The 21,010-nt window shown below is 51.6% G+C and carries 23 protein-coding genes; 7 read left to right on the plus strand and 16 right to left on the minus strand.

From position 1 onward, the window contains the following. Nucleotides 1-10: 10 nt before the first annotated feature. Both BCM14_RS11070 and BCM14_RS15325 read right to left on the minus strand, forming a co-directional pair. Nucleotides 11-751, minus strand: a complete 741-nt coding sequence (locus tag BCM14_RS11070; RefSeq protein ID WP_259673564.1) for a class I SAM-dependent methyltransferase — start codon at nucleotides 749-751, stop codon at nucleotides 11-13. 47 nt (nucleotides 752-798) lie between these two features. Beyond that, entirely contained in the window at nucleotides 799-960 is a 162-nt protein-coding gene (locus tag BCM14_RS15325; RefSeq protein ID WP_259673565.1) for a hypothetical protein, read from the minus strand. Between the two features lie 98 nt (nucleotides 961-1,058). On the opposite strand from BCM14_RS15325, the gene BCM14_RS11075 reads away from it, so the two are divergent. Next, the gene (locus BCM14_RS11075) at nucleotides 1,059-1,685 is read left to right on the plus strand and encodes an LON peptidase substrate-binding domain-containing protein (protein ID WP_106228098.1); all 627 of its coding nucleotides are present in this window, start codon (nucleotides 1,059-1,061) and stop codon (nucleotides 1,683-1,685) included. Between the two features lie 20 nt (nucleotides 1,686-1,705). On the opposite strand, the gene BCM14_RS11080 is transcribed toward BCM14_RS11075, so the two are convergent. The 6 genes from BCM14_RS11080 to BCM14_RS11105 all read right to left on the minus strand — a co-directional run bounded on the left by BCM14_RS11080 (nucleotide 1,706) and on the right by BCM14_RS11105 (nucleotide 7,736). Further along, nucleotides 1,706-2,314: a c-type cytochrome gene (locus tag BCM14_RS11080; RefSeq protein ID WP_106228099.1), complete on the minus strand. Its 609-nt coding sequence runs from the start codon at nucleotides 2,312-2,314 to the stop codon at nucleotides 1,706-1,708. Then, nucleotides 2,314-3,543, minus strand: coding sequence for a PQQ-dependent sugar dehydrogenase (locus BCM14_RS11085; protein ID WP_259673566.1), 1,230 nt, complete (start codon nucleotides 3,541-3,543; stop codon nucleotides 2,314-2,316). Before BCM14_RS11085 ends, BCM14_RS11080 begins: the two co-directional genes overlap by 1 nt. Before the next feature lie 61 nt (nucleotides 3,544-3,604). Then, entirely contained in the window at nucleotides 3,605-4,807 is a 1,203-nt protein-coding gene (locus BCM14_RS11090; RefSeq protein WP_106228100.1) for a CaiB/BaiF CoA transferase family protein, read from the minus strand. Between the two features lie 53 nt (nucleotides 4,808-4,860). Then, nucleotides 4,861-5,871 (minus strand): Bug family tripartite tricarboxylate transporter substrate binding protein, encoded by a 1,011-nt coding sequence (locus BCM14_RS11095; RefSeq protein ID WP_106228101.1) that lies wholly within the window; start codon nucleotides 5,869-5,871, stop codon nucleotides 4,861-4,863. Between the two features lie 60 nt (nucleotides 5,872-5,931). Next, nucleotides 5,932-7,107 (minus strand): benzoate/H(+) symporter BenE family transporter, encoded by a 1,176-nt coding sequence (locus tag BCM14_RS11100; protein ID WP_106228102.1) that lies wholly within the window; start codon nucleotides 7,105-7,107, stop codon nucleotides 5,932-5,934. Then, on the minus strand, nucleotides 7,107-7,736 hold the full coding sequence (locus tag BCM14_RS11105; RefSeq protein WP_106228103.1) for a flavin reductase family protein: 630 nt from the start codon (nucleotides 7,734-7,736) through the stop codon (nucleotides 7,107-7,109). The genes BCM14_RS11100 and BCM14_RS11105 overlap by 1 nt, the downstream gene beginning before the upstream one ends. A gap of 178 nt (nucleotides 7,737-7,914) precedes the next feature. Here BCM14_RS11105 and BCM14_RS11110 point away from each other — a divergent pair, with 178 nt between their 5' ends. Genes BCM14_RS11110 through BCM14_RS11125 form a run of 4 tightly spaced genes read left to right on the plus strand, consistent with a single transcriptional unit; the run spans nucleotide 7,915 to nucleotide 11,807 of the window. Beyond that, a complete protein-coding gene (locus BCM14_RS11110; protein WP_259673567.1) occupies nucleotides 7,915-8,787 on the plus strand; it encodes an FAD binding domain-containing protein in 873 nt (290 codons plus the stop codon). Nucleotide 8,788: 1 nt separating this feature from the next. Beyond that, on the plus strand, nucleotides 8,789-9,265 hold the full coding sequence (locus BCM14_RS11115; protein ID WP_106228104.1) for a (2Fe-2S)-binding protein: 477 nt from the start codon (nucleotides 8,789-8,791) through the stop codon (nucleotides 9,263-9,265). A gap of 2 nt (nucleotides 9,266-9,267) precedes the next feature. Further along, the gene (locus tag BCM14_RS11120) at nucleotides 9,268-11,541 is read left to right on the plus strand and encodes a xanthine dehydrogenase family protein molybdopterin-binding subunit (protein ID WP_106228105.1); all 2,274 of its coding nucleotides are present in this window, start codon (nucleotides 9,268-9,270) and stop codon (nucleotides 11,539-11,541) included. A gap of 11 nt (nucleotides 11,542-11,552) precedes the next feature. After that, the gene (locus tag BCM14_RS11125) at nucleotides 11,553-11,807 is read left to right on the plus strand and encodes a MoaD/ThiS family protein (protein ID WP_106228106.1); all 255 of its coding nucleotides are present in this window, start codon (nucleotides 11,553-11,555) and stop codon (nucleotides 11,805-11,807) included. A gap of 37 nt (nucleotides 11,808-11,844) precedes the next feature. On the opposite strand, the gene BCM14_RS11130 is transcribed toward BCM14_RS11125, so the two are convergent. The 4 genes from BCM14_RS11130 to BCM14_RS11145 form a co-directional block, all read right to left on the minus strand. Then, nucleotides 11,845-12,117 carry a hypothetical protein gene (locus BCM14_RS11130; RefSeq protein ID WP_106228107.1) on the minus strand — a complete coding sequence of 91 codons (273 nt, stop codon included), beginning with the start codon at nucleotides 12,115-12,117 and terminating at the stop codon, nucleotides 11,845-11,847. Between the two features lie 11 nt (nucleotides 12,118-12,128). Continuing rightward, nucleotides 12,129-12,368, minus strand: coding sequence for a hypothetical protein (locus tag BCM14_RS11135; RefSeq protein ID WP_146129763.1), 240 nt, complete (start codon nucleotides 12,366-12,368; stop codon nucleotides 12,129-12,131). A 162-nt stretch (nucleotides 12,369-12,530) separates the two neighbouring features. Further along, a complete protein-coding gene (gene mmsB, locus BCM14_RS11140) occupies nucleotides 12,531-13,418 on the minus strand; it encodes a 3-hydroxyisobutyrate dehydrogenase (RefSeq protein WP_106228109.1) in 888 nt (295 codons plus the stop codon). 40 nt (nucleotides 13,419-13,458) lie between these two features. Next, the gene (locus BCM14_RS11145; protein WP_106228110.1) at nucleotides 13,459-15,177 is read right to left on the minus strand and encodes an N-acyl-D-amino-acid deacylase family protein; all 1,719 of its coding nucleotides are present in this window, start codon (nucleotides 15,175-15,177) and stop codon (nucleotides 13,459-13,461) included. Nucleotides 15,178-15,292: 115 nt separating this feature from the next. Here BCM14_RS11145 and BCM14_RS11150 point away from each other — a divergent pair, with 115 nt between their 5' ends. Both BCM14_RS11150 and BCM14_RS11155 read left to right on the plus strand, forming a co-directional pair. Continuing rightward, a complete protein-coding gene (locus tag BCM14_RS11150) occupies nucleotides 15,293-15,577 on the plus strand; it encodes a cupin domain-containing protein (protein ID WP_106228111.1) in 285 nt (94 codons plus the stop codon). 16 nt (nucleotides 15,578-15,593) lie between these two features. Then, nucleotides 15,594-17,159 (plus strand): alpha/beta hydrolase domain-containing protein, encoded by a 1,566-nt coding sequence (locus tag BCM14_RS11155; RefSeq protein WP_106228112.1) that lies wholly within the window; start codon nucleotides 15,594-15,596, stop codon nucleotides 17,157-17,159. Between the two features lie 13 nt (nucleotides 17,160-17,172). On the opposite strand, the gene BCM14_RS11160 is transcribed toward BCM14_RS11155, so the two are convergent. From BCM14_RS11160 to BCM14_RS11175, 4 genes are all read right to left on the minus strand, one after another. Further along, nucleotides 17,173-18,117, minus strand: coding sequence for a tripartite tricarboxylate transporter substrate-binding protein (locus tag BCM14_RS11160; RefSeq protein ID WP_106228290.1), 945 nt, complete (start codon nucleotides 18,115-18,117; stop codon nucleotides 17,173-17,175). A 76-nt stretch (nucleotides 18,118-18,193) separates the two neighbouring features. Then, nucleotides 18,194-19,135 carry a LipP1 family hormone-sensitive lipase gene (lipP1, locus tag BCM14_RS11165; RefSeq protein WP_106228113.1) on the minus strand — a complete coding sequence of 314 codons (942 nt, stop codon included), beginning with the start codon at nucleotides 19,133-19,135 and terminating at the stop codon, nucleotides 18,194-18,196. 46 nt (nucleotides 19,136-19,181) lie between these two features. Beyond that, nucleotides 19,182-20,087, minus strand: coding sequence for a histone deacetylase family protein (locus BCM14_RS11170; protein ID WP_106228114.1), 906 nt, complete (start codon nucleotides 20,085-20,087; stop codon nucleotides 19,182-19,184). A 4-nt stretch (nucleotides 20,088-20,091) separates the two neighbouring features. After that, nucleotides 20,092-21,003, minus strand: coding sequence for a DMT family transporter (locus BCM14_RS11175; protein ID WP_259673568.1), 912 nt, complete (start codon nucleotides 21,001-21,003; stop codon nucleotides 20,092-20,094). Nucleotides 21,004-21,010: the final 7 nt, after the last annotated feature.

Here is a 21,010-nt window from a genome sequence, read left to right on the forward strand (position 1 = left end):
TGCTTGAGAATTAAGGCTTGACGAAACGCAAAGCAAAACGATCACTGGTGGTCTCCATCTTTGTGGATTGCACCTCCCGCGTATCGGCGGCATTGCGCCAGGCGATAGACTTAGCCTCTAGCTTAAAACCAACTTTGGTCAGTTCTTGAATAACCGTCTGCTCGTCGATACGGTGCAAGCTTGCTGTGACGGTAAGGCCTGCACCCTCAGTCGCTGCGTGATCAAGGATAACGAGATGACCACCGATCTTCAGGGCATTGAATATAGCCAGATTCATCTTTGTGCGATCGATGGGCAGATTGACGATGTCGTGATAGCTCAACACCAGCGTCACCATATCGGCTTTGGGTAAATCAGACGGGTAAACCTCTTCGAATGATTGAATCAGCACCTTGATATTGCTCTGTGGATGTACAGACAAACGGGCATCAAGAGCGGCTGAGGGCTTTGATATTTGCGCGAACAATTTCCCCTGAGGCCCGACCGCCAGAGCCAACAGCTGCGAGGTATAGCCCGCACCTGCGGCCACATCAAGCACGGTCATACCAGGTTTCACTTGCGTAAATGTCAAGAAATCAATGGGCCGACGTGACGCATCCATGGTTCGATCTTTTTCAGTTCGAATCGGGCTGTCTATGGCTGTTTGATACGCAGCATCTGGTGCCGCCTCGCTCTTTGAGGCAAACACACAGCAACACACTAGGGCCATCGTGACGAGCCTAGCCCAATCAGCCACACGCGAATTTGTCATTCGGTTTACCCAAGTCTTGTGTAACATTTTCGCGCGTCCTTTTTCTCTTAAAAAGTTGGCTTGTTTTTATCTTTACCGCGCGGGAAAATAGCGGTCACTTGCGTGGGACGAACTGCATCAGAAGCCGGAGACCCAGTCGTCTTGGCGGAAGACGTATCTTTCTTGGGTTTTTTGGTTTCTTTATTGGTTTTTTGCTGACCCTTGGCCATGATGTAAGCTCCTTTTGTAGGACAATGATCCTGATTTCAATCCAATATATGATTGCCGACCACAGTGTACGACGCCATGACTAAAAATACCTAACTCGATGCCGACTCAGACAGATATCCCCTTGTTCCCGTTAGGCACGACGCTGTTTCCGGGTGGCCTATTGCCCCTTCAGATTTTCGAAGTGCGCTATCTGGATATGATCAAACGGTGTCTCAAAGAGAGCAGCAAGTTTGGAATTGTCACCATCGATCAAGGATCAGAAGTCAGGATAGCTGGTGAAGTAGTCAGCTTCGCTCAAGTAGGGACTCTGGCGAGCATCCACTCTTTCGATGCAGTGACACCAGCGCTTTTTATGATTCGTTGCAAAGGCGAGCAGCGTTTCAGCATTAGTCAGAGCAAACGCGAGGTGAATGGCTTGTGGACTGCATCCATAGACCTGATCGAAGCAGACCATTTTGTCGAAGTGCCATCAGAACTTTTTGACGCGTCCACGGCACTGAGAAAAACATTGATCGCCATTTTGGAAAAAACGGAACCAGAGGAAGAACTAGCGATTCTCGAGCCGTACCGGTTTAATGATTGCTCTTGGGTCAGTAACCGCTGGGCAGAACTGCTTCCCTTGCCGCCGCCGCAAAAGCAGCATTTGCTGGCGATGGACAATCCAAGACTGCGCCTGGACCTTATCGCCGAGATCTTACAAGACCTCGGTGTGCTAGGCGACTAAAGCACGCGACGAATCAGCGCTTATTGATCGGTCAAGCCGGCGATGTAATCCGCCAAAATAGGTATATCACTTTCTTTCACCACTGAAAGCGCCGAGGTCATATTGCCGTCCATATCCCATCGGGTATGAGCTTTAAAACCCTGAAGCTGTGTGAGCAGATAATCGTACTGCTGGCCAGCAATGCGCGGGATGTGCTGGATACCCTTGAGCGCAGCGCCGTGACACTGAGTACAGTTGTACTGTTGAGTCAACGCTGGGCCCAACTTGGCGTTTTCTTCTGACGCTTTGTGTTGAGGTGCTGTCACCTTCTCTGAGGCGAAGTAGGCAGCTAAATTATTCATCTCAGCATTGGTCAGATTAGCAGCCATTGGCGACATTTGCGCATTTTTACGATTACCTTCGCGATAATTGTAAAGTTGCATGCCGATGGCTTGCGCTGCATGACCAGAAATCGAGGGCACACCAGGCGTCACCGAGTTGCCGCCCGGCCCGTGACAGGCGATACAGGTTTGAGACATCGCCTTGCCAGCCTCAAGATCAGCCGCCTGCACCACTGAAGATAAACACAAAAAAACCGCAGTGGCCGTCAGGCCAGCTGCGATTTGTCTAACGGTTGATGCTTGAATCATTATTTCTTGTAGCTCACGCGGTAAATAACGCCGTTGTAGTCATCCGAGAACAGGATGGAACCATCAGGCATTTGAAGGATATCAACTGGGCGACCCCACATCGGAGGATCAGCCTTGTCATCGGTCAGGAAGCCAGTCACAAAGGGCTCATATTTAACAACTTTGCCATTTGCATCTAAGACTACGCGCATCAAATCGTAACCACGCTTGTCGCTTTTATTCCAAGAGCCATGACGAGCCATCAGAATGTTGTTCTTGTACTCGGCAGGAAACATGTTGCCGGTGTAGAACTGGATAGCCAGCGGTGCCACGTGTGCGCCTAACTTGAGCGCTGGCGGTGTGCTGTGCGCGCAGGTGTCGTACTTGCCGTAGATCGGATCCGCGATGTCGCCTTGATGACAGAATGGGAAGCCGAAGTTCTCGCCTTCTTTGTTCAGCACATTCAACTCGTCGTTAGGGATATCCTCACCTAACCAGTCACGGCCGTGCTCGGTAAACCAGAGCTTTTTCGTGACCGGATGGAAGGCCATGCCGACACTGTTACGAACGCCCGTTGCGATACGCTCCATCTGACCCGTTGCTGGATCAACACGCATGATGACTGCCTGGTTATAAAGCGGCATTGTGATGTTTTCAGGCGAACCGATGTTGAAGTACAGTTTGCCGTCTGGGCCCATGACCAGATACTTCCAGTTGTGACCTGGGCCATTGGTGGGATCAATACCCTCGACAACAATCTTGCCTGGACCAGGATTGTCAAGATTCGCTTCGATATTGTCAAAACGCCAGATTTTGTCATGCTCGGCAACAAATAAAGTGCCTTTTGAGAAGACCACGCCGTTAGGCATGATCATATCCTTAGTGATTGTTTTGACCACTTTTTTGCCGTCTTTCTCAACGACAGCGACGACGCTCTTGGTGTTGCGATTGCCAACGAAAATCGTACCTTTATCGCCGCGCGCCATCGAGCGTGCTGACGTGACCCCATCGGCCCAGACTTCGATGTGGAAGCCAGGTGCCATCTTGATTTTGTTCAAAGGCAAATCTTTGGCTTCGGTACCCGTCATGATGGGGGCGAAGGGATGAAGGGTCACAGGCTGCTTGGTATTATCCATACCCTGCTTCCAGGCTGGAGGCGGTGCTGCAGGGGCCGCAGCCGGAGGCGTCTGTGAAAAAGCGGGCATCGTGAATGTCAGTGCGAGCACTGACAGGGCAAGTTTAAATCGCATGGTTGTCTCCCTAAAGATTTAACTAATTCTTAATTACTCATCAAGTGAACCACAATAATCACTAAACGACCAGTCGTTCGTGCAAATCCTTGATCTGGTCGTCACTGTAGCCCAAATCCCTCAAGACTTCTTTGGTATGGGCACTGCGCTCGGGGGTTGGTTGATCAATCACCGCGGGCGTTCTGGATAACGATACGGGCTGGCCGACCAACTCGATATTGCCAAGCTCTGGATGAGCGATGGGGATGGCAATGCCAAGATGTTTAGTCTGGGGATCGTCGAAGACCTCGTTCATTTTATAGATTGGGCCGCAAGCGACGCTTGCTGACTCAAAGAGCTCGATCCATTCCTGGCTCGTTTTAGTGACCATGATCCCTTCAAGTGTCTGATTCAAAGGCACTCGATTTTTCGAGCGAAGCGGCGCTGTCGAGTAGTCGGGTACTGAGAGCAGATGCTCAGCCTTCATGGCTTTGCACAATCGTTGCCACATGTCTTGCGAGCTTGCGCCGGCAATATTGACGTGACCGTCTTTAGTCTTGAATACCCCAGTCGGTACCGATGTAGGATGATCGTTGCCTGCTTGACCCGGAATTTCTTGATTCACCAGCCATCTCGCTGCTTGAAAATCCAGCATACCGATCATGGCTTCGAGCAACGAAGCTTGAACCCACTGCCCGCGACCGGACTCTTCTCTTTCTAGGAGGGCGACCAGTACACCGAGGGCGCAATACAAACCTGCAGAGGAGTCTGCCACGGCGATCCCCGCACGAACTGGACCTTGTCCTGGCAAACCTGTGATGCTCATCAATCCGCCCATACCCTGCACGATCTGATCGTATCCTGGTCGTTTGGCGTAGGGACCATCTTGACCAAAGGCCGAAACACTTGCGTAGATCAAACGTGGATTAGTCTGACTCAAGGTCTCGTAGTCAACGCCAAGCCGGTGTTTGACGTCTGGCCGGAAATTTTCGAGGACGACATCCGTTTTGTCCGCTAGCTTCTTGAAAATAGCAACCCCTTCGGGGTCTTTTAGGTTCAAGGTAATCGCACGCTTATTTCGATGAAGATTCTGAAAATCTGGTCCATTGCGCGCATCACCCAACCCATCGCTCACACCAAGCGCATCAGGCGATTCGATTTTTAGGACATCACAGCCCCAGTCAGACAATTGACGCACGGCAGTTGGCCCTGCACGCAAGCGAGTTAAATCGAGTGCGCTAAACCGCGATAACGGTCCTTTTCTTAATCGTGTTTGCTCGCTCATTTGGAGTCTCCTTTAGGTCTTTTTTATCTTCAGCGCCACCTATGTTGCACCTACTATTTTTTTGTTTTTTTATCTGCTTCGGCAGCTTTCACTACTTTGCCCCAGCGCTCGTAGTCTCGCCTAATCAAGGCGTCGAACTCTGCAACTGAAATAGGAGCTGTATCAAATCCATCAGCAGCAAGGGAACTCTTCACATCTGGCATGGATAAGATCAGATTGATCTGGTGATTGAGTTTTTCGACAATATCAGGCGGTGTTCCAGCCGGTGCAACAATGCCATACCAACCAGACGCATCAAAATCTGGAAACCCCGACTCAGCTGCTGTTTTCACCTCAGGCAGCGCGGCCACTCGTTTGCTCGCAGTCAAGGCAATGGGTTTGAGTTTGCCCGAGAGAACAAACGGGATCGCCGATGGCAAACTTGCGTACATTACATCGACCTCCCCTCTTGCCAAATCCACCACCGCTGTGGTCGCATTCTTATACGGGACATATGTCATCCGTGTTTGACTCAACATGAGGAATAACCGCCCAATGAGTTCTGTTTGCGAAGAGGTTGAGGCGTAGGTCATATTTTCGGGATTCGCTTTTGCAAGCGCCGCCAACTCTGTCAGCGAGTTGAATTTCGAATCCGGATAACTGACCACAAGGTAAGGCTGAGTGACGCCCAAGGCGACCGCTGTGAAATCCTTTAAGGGATCAAAACCCGGATCTTTATAGATAAACGGACTAACGGCGAACGCACTGGTGTAGGCAATGGTGAGGGTATAACCATCCGGCAGTGCTTTAGCCCCCAGCGACGTGCCAAGGTTACCTTGCGCCCCAGGTTTGTTATCTACCACTACAGTTTGACCCCAGGCAGCGCTCAGTTTTTGAGCGATCACGCGTGCAAACGCATCTGTGCCCCCACCTGCCGCGTTGGGTACGATTAAGCGGATGGTGTGATCAGGATAGCTCTTAGACTGAGCATAACTGTCACCGAGGTAACTCAACAGGAGCAAAAAAACGAATACACCCGCCCAATGGCACGTGGGGAATCTTTCAGTACTTAATACGGGCTTCATCGGATTCTCTCGACATTGCGATTAACTGTGATTGACAGCTGCCGTTGGCAGCCTCGATTGTTACTTGCTTTTGGACAGTACATGGGCACTCAGCCCCACAACCAAGCCCCAAAAAGCGCTCCCAATCCCCAAGAGACTAACTCCCGAGGCTGTTACCAAAAACGTCAGTAAGGCGGCCTCACGTCCAGGGGCATGAACCAGACTATCAGACAAACTATTGCCAATGACACCAAGCAAGGCAATCCCGGCAATGGCGACAATGAGGGAGTGAGGAAAAACGGCAAAAACGCTTACTACCGTCGCACCCAGCAAGCCTAAGGCAAGGTAAAACACACCTGCCCATACAGAAGCCCAGTACCGTCGCCCCGGATCTGGGTCTGCGTCAGGGCTCATGCAGATTGCCGCGGTGATGGCTGCCAAGTTAAAAGAGAACCCACCAAACGGAGCTAAAACCAGGCCGGTCAGACCCGTCCATCCGATAATAGGTGACACAGGCAAGTCATAGCCGTTCGCTCTTAAAACCACCACGCCAGGCAGATTCTGTGACGCCATGGTCACCAGAAATAAAGGTATGCCTACCCCGATTAAGGTCGATATAGAAAAACTCGGGCGAACAAATTCCAGTTGGGCGAACTGCAAAGAGGCCTCACCCCAATGCATCTGCCCAGAACCAGCTGCCGTCAACATCCCCGCCAGCAAAGTCAAGGGCACGGCATATCGCGGCACCCACCGTTTTGCTAATAAGTACACGAGTAGCATCGTGCCCACGATTACAACACTGTTGGCTAGCTCCGCAAACACACTCACCCCAAAGCGCAAAAGCACGCCAGCAAGCATCGCTGACGCCAGCGACTTGGGGATGTATTTCATGAGCCGATCAAACCAGCCCAAAAATCCCACAATCAACAACAAGCTTGACGAAAAAATGAACACGCCGGTTGCTTCTGACATCGATACGCCGCTAAGAGACGTTGCCAACAACGCGGCGCCCGGCGTTGACCAGGCAGTGAGCACCGGGCTTTTAAAGTACAACGACAAACCGATGCAGGTAGCCCCCATACCAATGCCGAGGGCGCATAGCCAGGAGGCAATCTGTGCCGGGCTGGCGTTTGCAGCGTGAGCTGCCTGAAACACGATGGCCGCCGAGCTCGTGTAGCCAACCAACACAGCAATAAAACCCGCCGTAACGTGGGAGGGTGCAAACCAGCCCGTAAGGCTTGAACCGCTTTGACTCATTAAATTGTCCCGGTATATTCTTTTGGTCTAACCATCTCAAAAATTTTGTTGACTTCGACGTAGTCGCCTCGATAACCACAACGGCCAAGGGGTCTCGCGGCGGCCGTATCAAAGATGCCGTCCTTGATGAATTCGTTTTTGATATGCACACCGATGACTTCGCCTATCGTCAACCACGCGTTGATTTTCGTGCCTTGCAGATCAGTTAACTGAATGATCTGCGTTAATTTGCACTCCATGGCAGCGATCGCCTCTGCCACCCGAGGCGGTTTGACCAACGTTGAGGGCGCCGCCTCAAGGTTAGCCAGTTCAAACTCATTGACACCCGGCGCCACGGAGGCAGAAGTCATATTCATCGCCTGAGCAAGATCAGCACCGACCAGATTGGCAACAAACTCGCCAGTTTCTTCGATATTACGGACACTGTCCTTTTTGTCACCCGTCGTACAAAATGTTAATAATGGCGGGCTATCGCACAGCGCATTAAAGTAGCTGTAAGGCGCAAGATTGACTCGGCCTTGCCGGTCGACGGAGGAGATCCAGCCAATTGGTCGAGGCGCGACAATCGCTTTGAAAGGATTATGTTTTAAACCATGACCCTTGCTAGGTTCATAAAAATGGTCACTCATATTGATGCTCCTCATCGTTATTTTTGATAGTCATGATAGCAATCCCACCGACGTATTACCGACCTTAATTGATTATTTCACCCCTGCCTAGACATTGGACTTAAAACGGGTGAAACTCTGAGATAGAATTGAAGACACAATTAAAAATATAAAGTCAACATTACATGGGGCATTGAGAATGAGCGAATTGCGTTACGAAACACCTGCGACAGTCGAGGCCGCTGCGGCGCTGCTCGCTTCTGCGGCTGGGCCCGCACGCGTGCTGGCTGGCGGTACAGACATGCTGGTTCAAATGCGATCAGGTCGGGTAAAACCCGAGCTGCTGGTTGATGTCAAACACATTAGCGAAATGACAAGTCTGAAGCAAGAAAATGGCGGCTGGCGTGTCGGCGCTGCAGTCAACTGTATGGCGCTGGTGGAGAACAAGGAATTCGCTGCCACCTGGCCCGGTGTGATCGATGGGGCCAATCTCGTGGGATCGGTTCAAGTCAGAGGTCGTGCGACGCTGGGCGGAAACCTATGCAACGCATCACCTGCCGCAGATAGCGTGCCAGCCATGATTGCGGCCGGTGCTGTAGCAAGCGTCGTCGGCCCGAATGGTCGGCGCGAAGTGCCTGTTGAGCAGATTAATGTGGGGCCGGGCAAAACATCGCTGGCAAAAGGTGAATTGGTGGCCTCATTCTTTTTACCAAGTCGCCCCGCTCATTCGGGTGATGCCTACTTGCGGTTCACACCACGCTCAGAAATGGATATTGCAGTGGTAGGTGCGGGAGTCAATTTGACTCTTGACGCACAAGGCGTATGCACGGCCGCAAGGATTAGTTTGGGCGCGGTTGCTGCTCAGGCATTGTTTTTACCAGAAGCTGGCAAAGCACTCGTTGGGACAAAAGTTGACGAGGCTGCGCTCGATGCGTTAGCTGCCAGCGCAAGTGCGGCCGCCAACCCCATTGACGATAAACGCGGTACGAAAGCGTTCCGAATCAAAGTTGCCGGTGTGCTGGCTAAACGAGCCGCCATCGCAGCCTTAGCAAGAGCAAAAGGAATCAACTGAAATGTCCAAGCATCACATTACCACCACCATTAACGATAACCCCGTCGAGTTTCTCTGTGAACCTCAGCAACCACTGCTTGACGTCCTGCGTGATGAATTAGGCATGACCGGCACGAAAGAAGGCTGCGGGACCGGCGATTGTGGCGCCTGTAGCATCACGCTCGATGGCCGTCTGGTCTGTTCTTGCCTCGTGTTGGCGGTAGAGGCTCAAGGCAAAGCAATTCAAACCATCGAGGGAATGGCGCAAGGCGATCACCTGCACGTCCTGCAGCGTAAGTTTCTGGAGCATGCTGCTTTGCAATGCGGCATATGTACGCCGGGTTTTTTGATTGCAGCGCGTTCTTTGCTTGAGCGTAACGCCAATCCCACAGAAGAAGAAGTTCGTTTCTGGTTAGCGGGCAATCTGTGTCGTTGCACCGGTTATCAAAAAATCATCGAAGCAGTGCTCGATGCCGCGAAAGAAATCCGAGGAGCCTAATTATGTTGACCAAAACGATGGATCCAGCAAAAGCATTGAAACTTGTCGGGACCAGTCCGGTACGACCAGACGGTGTGCCCAAGGTTACAGGTCAGGCCGTCTATGGGGCTGATACGATTTTGCCCGGGATGATCTGGGGCAAGATTTTACGGTCTCCCCACGCGCACGCTCGCATCAAATCAATCGATACCAGTAAAGCGGCAGCCCTAGCCGGTGTTAAAGCAATCGTGACCGGCGCTGACCTGCCCGACCATAAATTTGAATATGTGGGACCAGAGCGCGTCGCGGTGAACTATTGGCACATGACCCGAAATATTCTTGCCCGCGAAAAAGTTTTGTACGAAGGCCATGCCATCGCGGCAGTTGCAGCAACGACTCCAGCGATCGCTCAACAGGCCTTAGATCTGATTCACGTAGATTATGAGATCCTGCCTCACGTGATTGACGTCGATGCAGCAATGCAACCGGGCGCTCCGTTGTTGTTTGAGGACATGATCACACGCGGGGTCGAGCCCGCACCCGCAACACCATCAAACATTGCTAAACGCCTTGAGTTTTCGGTGGGCGATCTGGCGAAAGGATTTGCAGAGGCCGATGAAGTGGTTGAGATGTCGTTTACGACGGCTGCTGTGCATCAAGGCTATATCGAGCCGCACTCATGCGTAGCTCGCTATGGCGCTGACGGGCAATGCGAGCTGTGGTCAGCCAGCCAAGGACACTTCGTGGTGCGCGCTTACACCGCCAAATTGCTTGGCATGGATATCGGCAGCTTACTCGTCCATCCTGCTGAAATCGGTGGTGGTTTTGGTGGCAAGACGGTGGTGTATGTAGAGCCGGTAGCAGTCGCTCTATCCAAAAAATCCGGCTTACCGGTAAAAATCATGATGAGCCGTGAAGACGTCCTCAAAGCAACTGGCCCCACCTCTGGCGCCTCCATGACGGTCAAAATAGGTGTAACCAAAGCCGGCAAAATCGTTGCTGCCGATTCTACATTTAAGTTCCAAGCGGGTGCTTTCCCCGGATCGCCAGTGATGAATGGTGCAATGTGCGCTTACGCCTGCTATGACATCCCTAACTCCAGAGCTGTAGGTTACGACGTAGTTTCTAATCGACCTAAATCAGCCGCTTACCGGGCACCCGGATCACCAATCTCAGCGTTTGGTGTTGAAAGTGTGCTTGACATCTTAGCCAAGAAAATTGGCATGGATCCCCTAGAGCTGCGCTACAAAAATGCCGTATCTGCCGGCTCACCAACCGCTTGGGGCCCTAAACATGCGCACGACGGTTTCAAAGAAACGATCGAAGCTTTGATGCAGCATCCGTCCTACAAAATTCCCCTCGGGAAAAACCAAGGTCGTGGCGTGGCGTCTGGTTTTTGGTTTAACGGTGGTGGCGAGTCCGCGGCGACCCTTCACGTCAATGAAGACGGTTCTGTCGTCGTTGCAACGGGCAGCATGGACGTAGGTGGTTCACGTGCATCGATGGCCTTGATGGCTGCTGAAACGCTGGGCATTCCTTACGATAAGGTTCGGTCAACTGTGGCCGATACGGCTTCGATTGGCTATAACCACGTAACTGGCGGCTCACGCGTGACATACGCAACTGGTATTGCAGTGGTTCAAGCGTGCAACACCGTCATTGAAGATATGCGCGGCCGTGCTGCCCTGACCTGGGATGTCAGCATTGATGACGTGATTTGGGAAGATGGTCACGCCAAGTTGGTCGATGGTCGTGCTGGCGATCATGCACCCTTATCCTTAGCAGCCATAGCGGCTAAGCGTGCTGTGACGGGCGGGCCTATAGTCGCCGAGGCGGCGGTTAATGCGGGTGGCATGGCACCAGGCTTCAGCACGCAGTTCTACGATGTTGAAGTCGATCCTGAAACTGGTCACACCAGGATATTGCGGGTCGTTGCGGCTCAAGACGTTGGTCGTGCCATTCACCATGATTACTGCGAAGGTCAAATCCAGGGTGGTGTCGTACAGGGTATTGGCTGGGCGTTGAACGAGGAGTATGTGTACGACAAAGACGGGCATTTGTCGAATGCCGGTTTTCTTGACTACCGTATCCCCGTAGCATCTGATTTGCCTCACATTGACGTGGTCATGGTTGAAGTGCCCAACCCCAACCATCCGTTTGGTGCAAAAGGTGTCGGCGAGGTCAATATTGTCCCGCCAATGGCTGCCATTGCTAATGCAATTGAGCAAGCCACTGGTAAGCGCATGACTTCACTACCGATGTCTCCGCCTAAAGTGCTCGCTGCAATCGACGGCTAAAAGAGCGAGCCATGACAGCTGCGCACATTGTTCTGACTAGCGGCTTTAGCCGCCGCTACACGAACGGCGTTAAAGAGTTTGATATTGACGCAACCAATGTGCGTGGCCTGCTCAAGGCCATGGATCAGCTTTATCCTGGCTTAGCTGAGATTCTTGAAGAAGAAACAGCGATTGCCATTGATGGCGAATTACATGAAGTGGTTTATACCCAAGTGCTTAGGCCTGGTTGTGAAGTATTTTTTATCCCTCGTATTGAGGGTGGTTAAGCCGCGCTGGCGACTCTCCTATCCATTATTGACGGCCTCACTTAACCATCAACGTAGCCATACAAGCGATCACAGCCAGAAGCGTGGCAAACTGACCACCTATCATCCAGTGAAATTTGTGATCAACACCAGATCGTAAACCCTGCATATTGCGATCCATATCAACTCGCAAATCGTCAATTCGCTGAATCATCTCTTTTCTGGTTTCGCCAATCGATTGCTCTAAGCGCTCAACTGAGCGATCAAGCCGATCGATTGATTTCTGGGTTTGTTCTGCAATAACTTCTAGAGCAGTTACTCTGTTTTCCATAGTCCAACACCTCACCTAACCATCAACGTAGCCATACAAGCGATCACAGCCAGAAGCGTGGCAAACTGACCACCTATCATCCAGTGAAATTTGTGATCAACACCAGATCGCAAGTCGTCAATTCGCTGAACCATCTCTTTTCTGGTTTCGCCAATCGATTGCTCTAAGCGCTCAACTGAGCGATCAAGCCGATCGATTGATTTCTGGGTTTGTTCTGCAATAACTTCTAGAGCAGTTACTCTGTTTTCCATCAAACACCTTAACTTTGTTGCGTAATCAGTACTGATCATGAGATCGGCACACACAACAAAACTCTACGCTGTTGAGCAGCGTAAATCAACAAACGACGACAAAAAAGCCGGCGTAAACGCCAGCCTTTTTGGTAACAAAACGCAACTAAGACTAGGAAGTCATTACTTCTGCAACATCTTGAAGATACTCGCATAATCAAGGCCACCATGACCTGATTTACTATGGATATCAAACAAGTTGCGAGCGGTGGCACCCAACGTGACTGTTGTTTTGGTGGACAAGGCGTTTTCTACAGCTAAGCCCAGATCCTTGAGCATCAGATCTGTACCAAAGCCGCCTGTGTAACCCCTTGAGGCTGCTGAATCTTCCTTAACCCCTGGACAAGGGTTGCCGTTGATCAACGCCCAGTTCGATCCGGAACTTTTACTGATAATTTCAGTCAACACTTTGGGATCAAGACCATTGGCAATACCAAGCTGCAAGGCCTCCGCCGTGGCGATCATGGTAATACCCAACAGCATGTTGTTACAAACTTTCACGGTCTGACCACTGCCATAGCCACCAGCGTGATAAATGGCTTTACCCATTTTTTCGATATATGGTTTAGCTCTGGCAAAGCCCTCAGCAGTGCCGCCCACCATAAAGGTCAAGGTGCCTGCCTCTGCGCCAAAGGTGCCACCAGAAACAGGCGCATCGACCATGGTGATGCCTTTGCTTTCGGCCAATTTGCCTAAATCGCGCGAGACTTCAGGTGCTATGGTCGAACTGTCGATAATGAGTGTGCCGGGCTTAGCAAGTGTCAACAAACCGGTCTCGCCCAAGCAGACTGCCTGAACATGCTGACTAGCAGGCAACATGGTAACGATGGTGCTGGCTGCTTTAATCGCATCAGCCAAAGACTTAGTCGATTGACCGCCACTGGCAACTAGGCTGTCGACACTTGCCTGAACCAAATCAAAACCGGTCACGACGTAGCCAGCTTTAGCTAGGTTTTTAGCCATGTGCAGGCCCATGTTACCCAGGCCGATAAACAAGACATCTGAACTCATTATTTCTCCTTGTTAGTATTAAACTCGTGTCGGTACAATTTTAGGCAGGCGCGGTTTGCGCACCTCTGACCAACTTGCCAGGATAAGCTCCAGTCGGTTTGCCGTCCAAATAAGTCACGACCCCGGATACGATTGTCGCGCGATAACCATCCGCTTGTTGCGACAGACGCCTTCCCCCTGCGGGCAAATCACGCACAATCGCTGGTGCCCGCAGTTTCAAATTATCGAAATCGATCAGATTAATGTCCGCTTTGTACCCGGGTTTGAGAACACCCCTGTCGTGCAAGCCAACAACTGCCGCGGTATCTTGTGTCTGCCATTTAACGAGGTCTGCCAGTGGCAACTTCTCGCCACGGGTGCGATCACGCGCCCAATGCGTCAATAGGTAGGTCGGGAAGCTCGCATCGCAAATGAATCCATAATGTGCGCCACCATCACTAAGCCCCGGAACGGTATCTCTATCGGTCAACATCTCTCGGACGACTTCAAGATCTTGCTCGACATAGTTATAAAGTGGGCGATACAACATAGCCTGTCCGTCTCCAGCGATTAAATAATCGTAGGCAAAAGAATAGGGATCTTGACCTGCCTGCTTGGCTAGCGAACTAATACACTGATCTGGACTGGGCTCGTAATTAGGTGGATCCTGAAGCAAATACAGGTTATCGAAGTTAGCAAAACGACGCGTTAACATGGGGGTTTGATGGCGTTCAGATAAGATTTGTCTGCGCGTGTCGGGATCCCGCAATCGTGCCAGTTTCTCGGGCAAAGGCAAATGGGCGATTGCCTCATAGCCAGGCAGTTGAGAGAACGGTGATAGCGTTAAAGCAAAACTAAAAATCAGGGCAACAGGTCTCGCACCAACTTGGGCTTTCATGACTACTCCCGCATCGACCGCTGCGTGCATGTGATCCATCACGCGACGCCACCGATCAGGCAGGTGCTCGTGCTGCAGTAAGGTCAAGGATAAAGGCCGACCGGAGGTTTCAGCGATCCTGCGCAACATGGCGAACTCTTCGTCCACATCATCGAAATCCGTCACCAGTTGCAAAACACCTTTGCCCGCCTTGTGCAATCCCATGGCGATTGCGGTCAGTTCGCTCTCTGCAGCCCCGAGGCTTGGCGTTTGTTTACCATCGCTGCTGCGATGCAAAATTGTTCGAGAGGTGGTGAAACCCAGTGCGCCTGCTTCGACTGCCTCGGCGGCAATTTGCGCCATTTTTTCTAGATCATCGACTTGTGCAACCTCATGGTTTGCACCTCGATCACCCATCACGTGAATTCGCAGAGGTGCATGGCCAAGTTGTGCCGCCACGTCGAGGTCAAATCGACGCGCTTCCAGCACATCCATGTATTCAGGGAAGCTCTGCCAGGTCCATGGCAAACCTTCTTCGAGCACAATACCTGGAATGTCCTCTACGCCCTCCATCAGCTTCATCATGACTTCGCGATGCTCGGGCAGACAGGGGGCAAAACCAATCCCGCAATTACCCATGACAACCGTGGTGACGCCCATCTGCGATGAGGATGCGATCTGCTGGCTCCATGTTACCTGGCCGTCGTAGTGAGTATGGATGTCAACAAAACCCGGTGTAACGAGCAGGCCTTTCGCGTCAATCTCTTGCTCAGAGTTGCTTGACACAGTACCCACTTCGGAGATGATCCCTTCAACGATTGAGATGTCACCAACATAAGGGACAGCGCCAGTGCCGTCGACGATAGTGCCGTTTCTAATAATCAGGGTGGGTTTAATGTCCATTGTCTCTCGTCATTATTGTTTGTCGTCTTCAGTACAGACAACACGACTTTGTTCAGTTATCGTAACAAGAATATGTCAATCCGAACAAAAAATCACAATTTATTGGGGCAAAAGTATGACCAAGATGACCTTTGAAGAGTTTGAGACTCAATCATTAAGCTCGGGTTTTAATGAGGTTGTTAAAAAAGTTTGGGAGCCTGACCTTACGCTTGAAGCGCACACCCACCCCTACGACGTGCACGTCATACTGGCTGAAGGTGAACTGTGGCTGACCAAGCACGGCATCACACATCATGTGACTCCTGGACAAGATTTCACCGTGGCAGCAGAAGAAGTGCATGCAGAGCGATACGGATCTAAAGGTGCCACTTTTTGGGTCGCAAGAAAACATACTCTGTAAAGATTGAGACATATACATGAAACGAATTGCCTTGCTCGCCTCAACGCTGTTGCTCATCGGTTCTGTACACGCAGAGCTCACCAAATTGGAGATCACCTCTACTGAACCGTTCGGTCATTTTTTGAGTGGCGAATTTGTCATCCTCAAAGGAAAGATACACGGCGAGATCTCGCCAAAAGAAAACATCCCGGGTTTAGATAAGGTCAAAATCAATCCGCATGGCAACATCGATTATTCTGCCCGAGTCGTCCTCGTGATGCCAAGCGATAACGGCAGATCAAACGGGACGCTGATTGTGGATATTCCAAATCGCGGGAAAGCTTATGCAGAGGCGCTGTACAACTCCCCACCCGGTCTGCCGTATTTATCCGGCACTTTCGCGCAAGGCACAGGATTCTTGCAGGATTCTGGCTTTAGCACCGCCGAAGTCTTCTGGGAGCTTGGGCAAGGAGCTGAGCTGCCATCCTTTGTTGATGCACAGGGCAAAACTCAATATGTGGAAGGCGTCGGTTTCGCGATCGTGCGGGATGCGGGTCTGTTTTTCGCGCACGCGTCTACTGACTGGACTGGACACGTCAATCCCTTGCAAGGAAAAATCAGTCGAACCCTTGCCAGTGGAAAATCGCAAACAGGCCGTTATTTAAAAACATTCTTGCTAAACGGCTTCAATATGGCTGGGCAGCAACGTGTGTTCGACGGCATGCATGTGTTTGTTTCTGGTGCCGGCTTATTGCCCATCATGCAAACTGGCCCTGGACCAGAATCGAGTACGAACGGCGCACCGAGCTTTGCTAACCCAGAAATGCGCGGTGTTCATGAAGAAGTGCTGACCATTTCAGACATTATTAAACGGGTTCAAGCTCGAGGAGAAGTGCCTCCAAAGATGATCTTGATATCAAGCACGACCGATTACTATTCCGGTCGCGCATCACTAGGACGAACTGGCGCCAGCGGGACCACAGACCTGGCTTTACCGGCAAATGTAAGAATGTATGACATTGCCGGTGGATCGCATGTGCTTTTGCCAATCCAGAACAAAGACTGCACGATTCCCGTTGCAACACTTGATTGGCCTCCCGTCGCGCGCGCCACGCTTGCACGATTGGACCAATGGGTGGCCGACAATACCCCACCCCCAGCGAACGCTTTATTGAAACTTCAAAAAGCGCAAGAAACACCCCCTACACTCCGGGCACCTAAACATTTGGCGGATGCAGTCATCCAAGTGCCCGTGCTTGATGAGGACGGCAATGCGCTAGGCGGCGTTCGTTTACCTGACCTCGTGGTGCCGCTTGGCACCCATGGTGGCCAGAACGCGCCACAAACCTTCACCTGTTCGCTTGCGGGCTCTTACGTCGCGTTTGCAAAAACCAAAACTGAACGGGAGGCCAATCATGATCGCAGACCATCTCTTGCCGAACGGTACAAAAATCAGGATGAGTACGTGAATCGGATCAGGATTGCCACGATTGATCTCGTGCGTTCAGGATTTCTGTTACCCGAAGATGCTGCCATCATTGTGGCTCGCGCGGCATCCAACCGCATCTTTGATGAAGTGCAGAGAGATCTAAATCCGCGCTAACGGACTGAAGACCTCAGTTGGGTTGATAGCCACTCTCTTTAATGATTTTGGCCCATGCTGAGGAATAGCTGCGCTCTCTCGTTTGCAACTGAGACGCCGTCAGATAATCAGGGCTCAACCCCATGCTGGCAAATTGCTCTTTGACGTCTGGTTTGGCAACGACCTTCTCGAGTGCTTTGGAGACTTGGTTCAAGATTGCTGGTGGTGCGTCTTTGGCTGCAAAGACCCCATAAAAAGGCAAATCTTCAAAGCCATTGATTCCCAGCTCTTTAAAGGTTGGCACATCGGGCAAGCTAGCCTGTCGTGTAGCGCCCATCACTGCCACGATCCGCAATTTTTTAGCCTGATGAAACTCAATAAAATCTGGCACGGAGGCTGATCCAGCTTCTATTTGATTGCCCAGCATATCCGCCATCATCGGTGCGCTGCCTTTATAGGGCACCGACAGCAAATCAAGTTCATATCTTTTTGCTAGGGTTTTAACTAGAAACTCAAGGGTCGATGCCGGTGCGGGGATACCAACTGAACCCTTTTTGCCGGGTTTGGATTTGACTAGGTTAATGTAGTCGTTAAAACCTTGAGCCGAAGTGCCGCTTGATAAGGCAAATGCATTGACAAAGCTAGCTACCCCAGCCACGGCAACAAAATCAGCCTCAACGTCAAACCCCGGCGTTTTCATGACCAAAGGCAAAATCGATATCGTGTGGTCATGCGATAGAAATAACGTGTACCCGTCGCTGCCAACTGACTTTAGATACTGGGCGGCAATTTGGCCCCCCGCCCCCGGCTTGTTTTCTACCACCACAGACACGCCCAATTCGGTGGATAAGCGCGCTGCCAATAAACGGGCTAAGGCGTCTGTGCCACCGCCCGCAGGAAAACCCACCATCAATCGCATCGGTTTATCGATCTGAGCTTCAGAGCTCGAACCATACACGCTCAACAACAAAGCAAGCATCAAAAAGCTGATTGAATAGATTGATTTAAGCAGTCGACCGATAACCGATGGCGTTGTCACAACAGCGTCCTTTAATTTAGGCTTGAAAAACATCACGCAGGGCTTGCGCACACATTTTGACAGCGGTGTTAGCTTCGCGCAAGACTCGTCCCATCAAGGCAAAACCATGGATTTGCCGTTCGAAGCATACATACTGAGTGGGAACGCCAGCCGCCGACAATTTGTCGGCATAGGCTGCACCTTCGTCGCGAAGCGGGTCGTAACCAGCGGTAATAACAAAGGCGGGAGGCAAATCAGCATGACTCTCTGCTCGCAACGGAGAAGCTCGCCAATCCTTGCGAGAGTCGAGATCAGGCATATAGTGATCAAAAAAGTATTTCATTGTCGCTGCGCCCAAGCCGTACCCTTCGGCGTTGGTCACCATTGACTGGGTTGTCCCGTGAGCATCGGTCACAGGGTAGATCAATAACTGCAGCACTGGTTTGAATACGCCTGATTCTCGAAGCGACAAAGCAACGACCGCAGCGAGGTGACCTCCAGCACTATCACCACCGACCGCAATACGATTCGGGTCGATATTGAGCGTTTTAGCATTGGCATGCACCCATTCTGTCGCTGCCACACAGTCGTCAGACGCTGCGGGCATATGGTGCTCAGGCCCCATCCGGTAATCAACTGATACCACTGCACAACCGGCTAAATTCGACAGTTCACGGCAGATAACGTCATGCGTCTCCAGGTCGCCAATCACATGACCCCCACCGTGGTAGTAGACCAAACATGGCAGCGTCGCATTGGCTGAACTACCGATCGGCCGGTAGCTGCGGATTTTTATCGGGCCGTGTGGGCCAGTAATATCTCGATCCGCCACAGCGGCAACCTCGGGTGCATCGGGCTGGGTAAAAAAACGCCGCGCAAGATAAGCTGCTCGACCCTCCTCGGGCGGCAGGCTCTGCATCGGCGGAACCCCTTTTTCAATCATCAAATCCAATAATGCACGCGCCTGTGGATCCAGCATGTTTATCCCCGTTATTGTGGTTAAGACAACATCTATTATGCAACGATTAAAACGCCTGTTGGCTGTACAACTGAGCAGCCATTTGAACGGTCTGAAAATGAATATCAACGATGGTCTGAATATCCGTGCTGTATCCACCAGCCATCACAATCGCCAGAGGCAATCCTCTCGCCTGTGCAAAGTGCATCACCATGGCGTCGCGCTCACGCATACCGCTACGAGTCAGCTTCAATCGTCCGAGGCGATCTGATTCATGGGGATCGGCACCTGCCAGATAGATAACGAAGCCAGGCTTGAAGGCCTTAGTCAGCTGACTAAGTGCGGAACTCAACTTGGCCAGATAAGCATCGTCGTCACACCCATCCGGTAGCGGCACATCCAAATCACTTTGCTGCTTTCTGAATGGATAATTGCGCTCACCGTGAAGAGAGAGAGTAAAGACGGACGAGTCATGTTGAAAAATTGAAGCGGTCCCGTCCCCCTGGTGTACATCGAGGTCAATCACCGCGACATTGAGCGAGCGGTTAGTCTCGCGCTGAAGCATTCTGGCGGCAATCGCAACGTCATTAAACACGCAGAAACCACTGCCATGGTCACGGTAGGCATGATGGGTGCCGCCAGCCAAGTTCGCTGCCACCCCATCGATGACGGCCGCTCTGCAGGCGCCAATAGTCGCCCCGGCGGAGCGACGTGAGCGCTCAACCATCGCGGGGCTCCAGGGGAAACCGATTTCCCTTTGCTCAACAGGGGTGAGCTCACCGCGGAGAACACGCTGCACGTAACGTGGTTCATGCGTCAATAAAATTTGAGCGTCGCTTGCGGCCTCAGCCTCGACAAGTTCGATATCGGTGCATTGCTCAACGGCCTCGCGCAACAAACGGTATTTTGACATGGGGAAACGATGACCGGCTGGTAGGGGCAGCACAAAGTGGTCAGAGTAAAACGCTTTCATTGCATCAAGCTGAGCGGCGAGCACCGAAATTGATGGTGCTCAGCGCGATTCCCAAGACGATCAGAACCAAAGAACCCAATACATAGATATCCAACGGTTCGTCCAAGATCCAGCTCGAAAACAATAAGGCAACCACTGGTACGCCCAATAAGCCCATTGAGGTGACAGAGGCAGGCAAATCTCGACTGATGGTGTTCATCGCCCAATAGGCAAGCGCCGTACTAATCGCCCCTCCGTAAGCCATTAAAAAGATCATGTGCCAGGACCACTGCACAGGCGGCACTCCTTCAAAAATCAAGGCTAAGGTAGTTTGTAACAGCGCCGCAAACAATAGCTGCCAGGGCACGAGCTCAAACAGCGGAGTAACCCATTGATGCGCGCGGCCATAAACAATACTTAAGGCCCAGCAAACCGCGCCCAGCAAAATCAGTCCGTGTCCGAGGACAATGTGCGGATCATGCCAATCCATGGAAGCAGGTTGCATAATCAACAATAACCCGCTCATGCCAAGCGTCATGCCCGCGGTCTTCTTGAACGTCATCGATTCCTTAAGAAAAAACCAGGCTAGCGGAAACACCCATAACGGCGTCGTGTAGGCAAGAACAACCGATCTGCCTGCTGGAAGATACTGCAGGCCGATACTGACCAGGGCTGAGAATCCGACCATGTGAAGGACTCCCATACTAAAAATGACAGGTAAATCGGCTTTGACGGGTACGGTGACTCTTTTAGCCGCGACGCAAATGAGCCAGTAAATGAGGCAACCGGGGGCGAGTCGTGCCACCACCGCCCAGACCGGCGGCAAATAATTCAACAAGGACTTGTTTACTGTCCACGTCATCCCCCAACCCGCCATAAGCAGGATCAGCAGAATGAAGGCCTTACGACGAACAACTAATGAGTCGGGCTGTTTCAATTTATTA

It is taken from the genome of Jezberella montanilacus, assembly GCF_003003055.1.
Taxonomy (GTDB): domain Bacteria; phylum Pseudomonadota; class Gammaproteobacteria; order Burkholderiales; family Burkholderiaceae_B; genus Zwartia; species Zwartia montanilacus.

Bases quoted from the DNA above. Each gene is read 5' to 3' on its own strand.
- lipP1 (WP_106228113.1), bottom strand. From the start codon at position 19,135: ATGCTGGATCCACAGGCGCGTGCATTATTGGATTTGATGATTGAAAAA.
- BCM14_RS11145 (WP_106228110.1), bottom strand. From the start codon at position 15,177: ATGGACATTAAACCCACCCTGATTATTAGAAACGGCACTATCGTCGAC.
- mmsB (WP_106228109.1), bottom strand. From the start codon at position 13,418: ATGAGTTCAGATGTCTTGTTTATCGGCCTGGGTAACATGGGCCTGCAC.
- BCM14_RS11080 (WP_106228099.1), bottom strand. From the start codon at position 2,314: ATGATTCAAGCATCAACCGTTAGACAAATCGCAGCTGGCCTGACGGCC.
- BCM14_RS11075 (WP_106228098.1), top strand. From the start codon at position 1,059: ATGCCGACTCAGACAGATATCCCCTTGTTCCCGTTAGGCACGACGCTG.
- BCM14_RS11135 (WP_146129763.1), bottom strand. From the start codon at position 12,368: ATGGAAAACAGAGTAACTGCTCTAGAAGTTATTGCAGAACAAACCCAG.
- BCM14_RS11115 (WP_106228104.1), top strand. From the start codon at position 8,789: ATGTCCAAGCATCACATTACCACCACCATTAACGATAACCCCGTCGAG.
- BCM14_RS11150 (WP_106228111.1), top strand. From the start codon at position 15,293: ATGACCAAGATGACCTTTGAAGAGTTTGAGACTCAATCATTAAGCTCG.
- BCM14_RS11120 (WP_106228105.1), top strand. From the start codon at position 9,268: ATGTTGACCAAAACGATGGATCCAGCAAAAGCATTGAAACTTGTCGGG.
- BCM14_RS15325 (WP_259673565.1), bottom strand. From the start codon at position 960: ATGGCCAAGGGTCAGCAAAAAACCAATAAAGAAACCAAAAAACCCAAG.
- BCM14_RS11100 (WP_106228102.1), bottom strand. From the start codon at position 7,107: ATGAGTCAAAGCGGTTCAAGCCTTACGGGCTGGTTTGCACCCTCCCAC.
- BCM14_RS11110 (WP_259673567.1), top strand. From the start codon at position 7,915: ATGAGCGAATTGCGTTACGAAACACCTGCGACAGTCGAGGCCGCTGCG.
- BCM14_RS11105 (WP_106228103.1), bottom strand. From the start codon at position 7,736: ATGAGTGACCATTTTTATGAACCTAGCAAGGGTCATGGTTTAAAACAT.
- BCM14_RS11070 (WP_259673564.1), bottom strand. From the start codon at position 751: ATGACAAATTCGCGTGTGGCTGATTGGGCTAGGCTCGTCACGATGGCC.
- BCM14_RS11090 (WP_106228100.1), bottom strand. From the start codon at position 4,807: ATGAGCGAGCAAACACGATTAAGAAAAGGACCGTTATCGCGGTTTAGC.
- BCM14_RS11170 (WP_106228114.1), bottom strand. From the start codon at position 20,087: ATGAAAGCGTTTTACTCTGACCACTTTGTGCTGCCCCTACCAGCCGGT.
- BCM14_RS11155 (WP_106228112.1), top strand. From the start codon at position 15,594: ATGAAACGAATTGCCTTGCTCGCCTCAACGCTGTTGCTCATCGGTTCT.
- BCM14_RS11125 (WP_106228106.1), top strand. From the start codon at position 11,553: ATGACAGCTGCGCACATTGTTCTGACTAGCGGCTTTAGCCGCCGCTAC.
- BCM14_RS11130 (WP_106228107.1), bottom strand. From the start codon at position 12,117: ATGGAAAACAGAGTAACTGCTCTAGAAGTTATTGCAGAACAAACCCAG.
- BCM14_RS11095 (WP_106228101.1), bottom strand. From the start codon at position 5,871: ATGAAGCCCGTATTAAGTACTGAAAGATTCCCCACGTGCCATTGGGCG.
- BCM14_RS11160 (WP_106228290.1), bottom strand. From the start codon at position 18,117: ATGCTTGCTTTGTTGTTGAGCGTGTATGGTTCGAGCTCTGAAGCTCAG.
- BCM14_RS11085 (WP_259673566.1), bottom strand. From the start codon at position 3,543: ATGCGATTTAAACTTGCCCTGTCAGTGCTCGCACTGACATTCACGATG.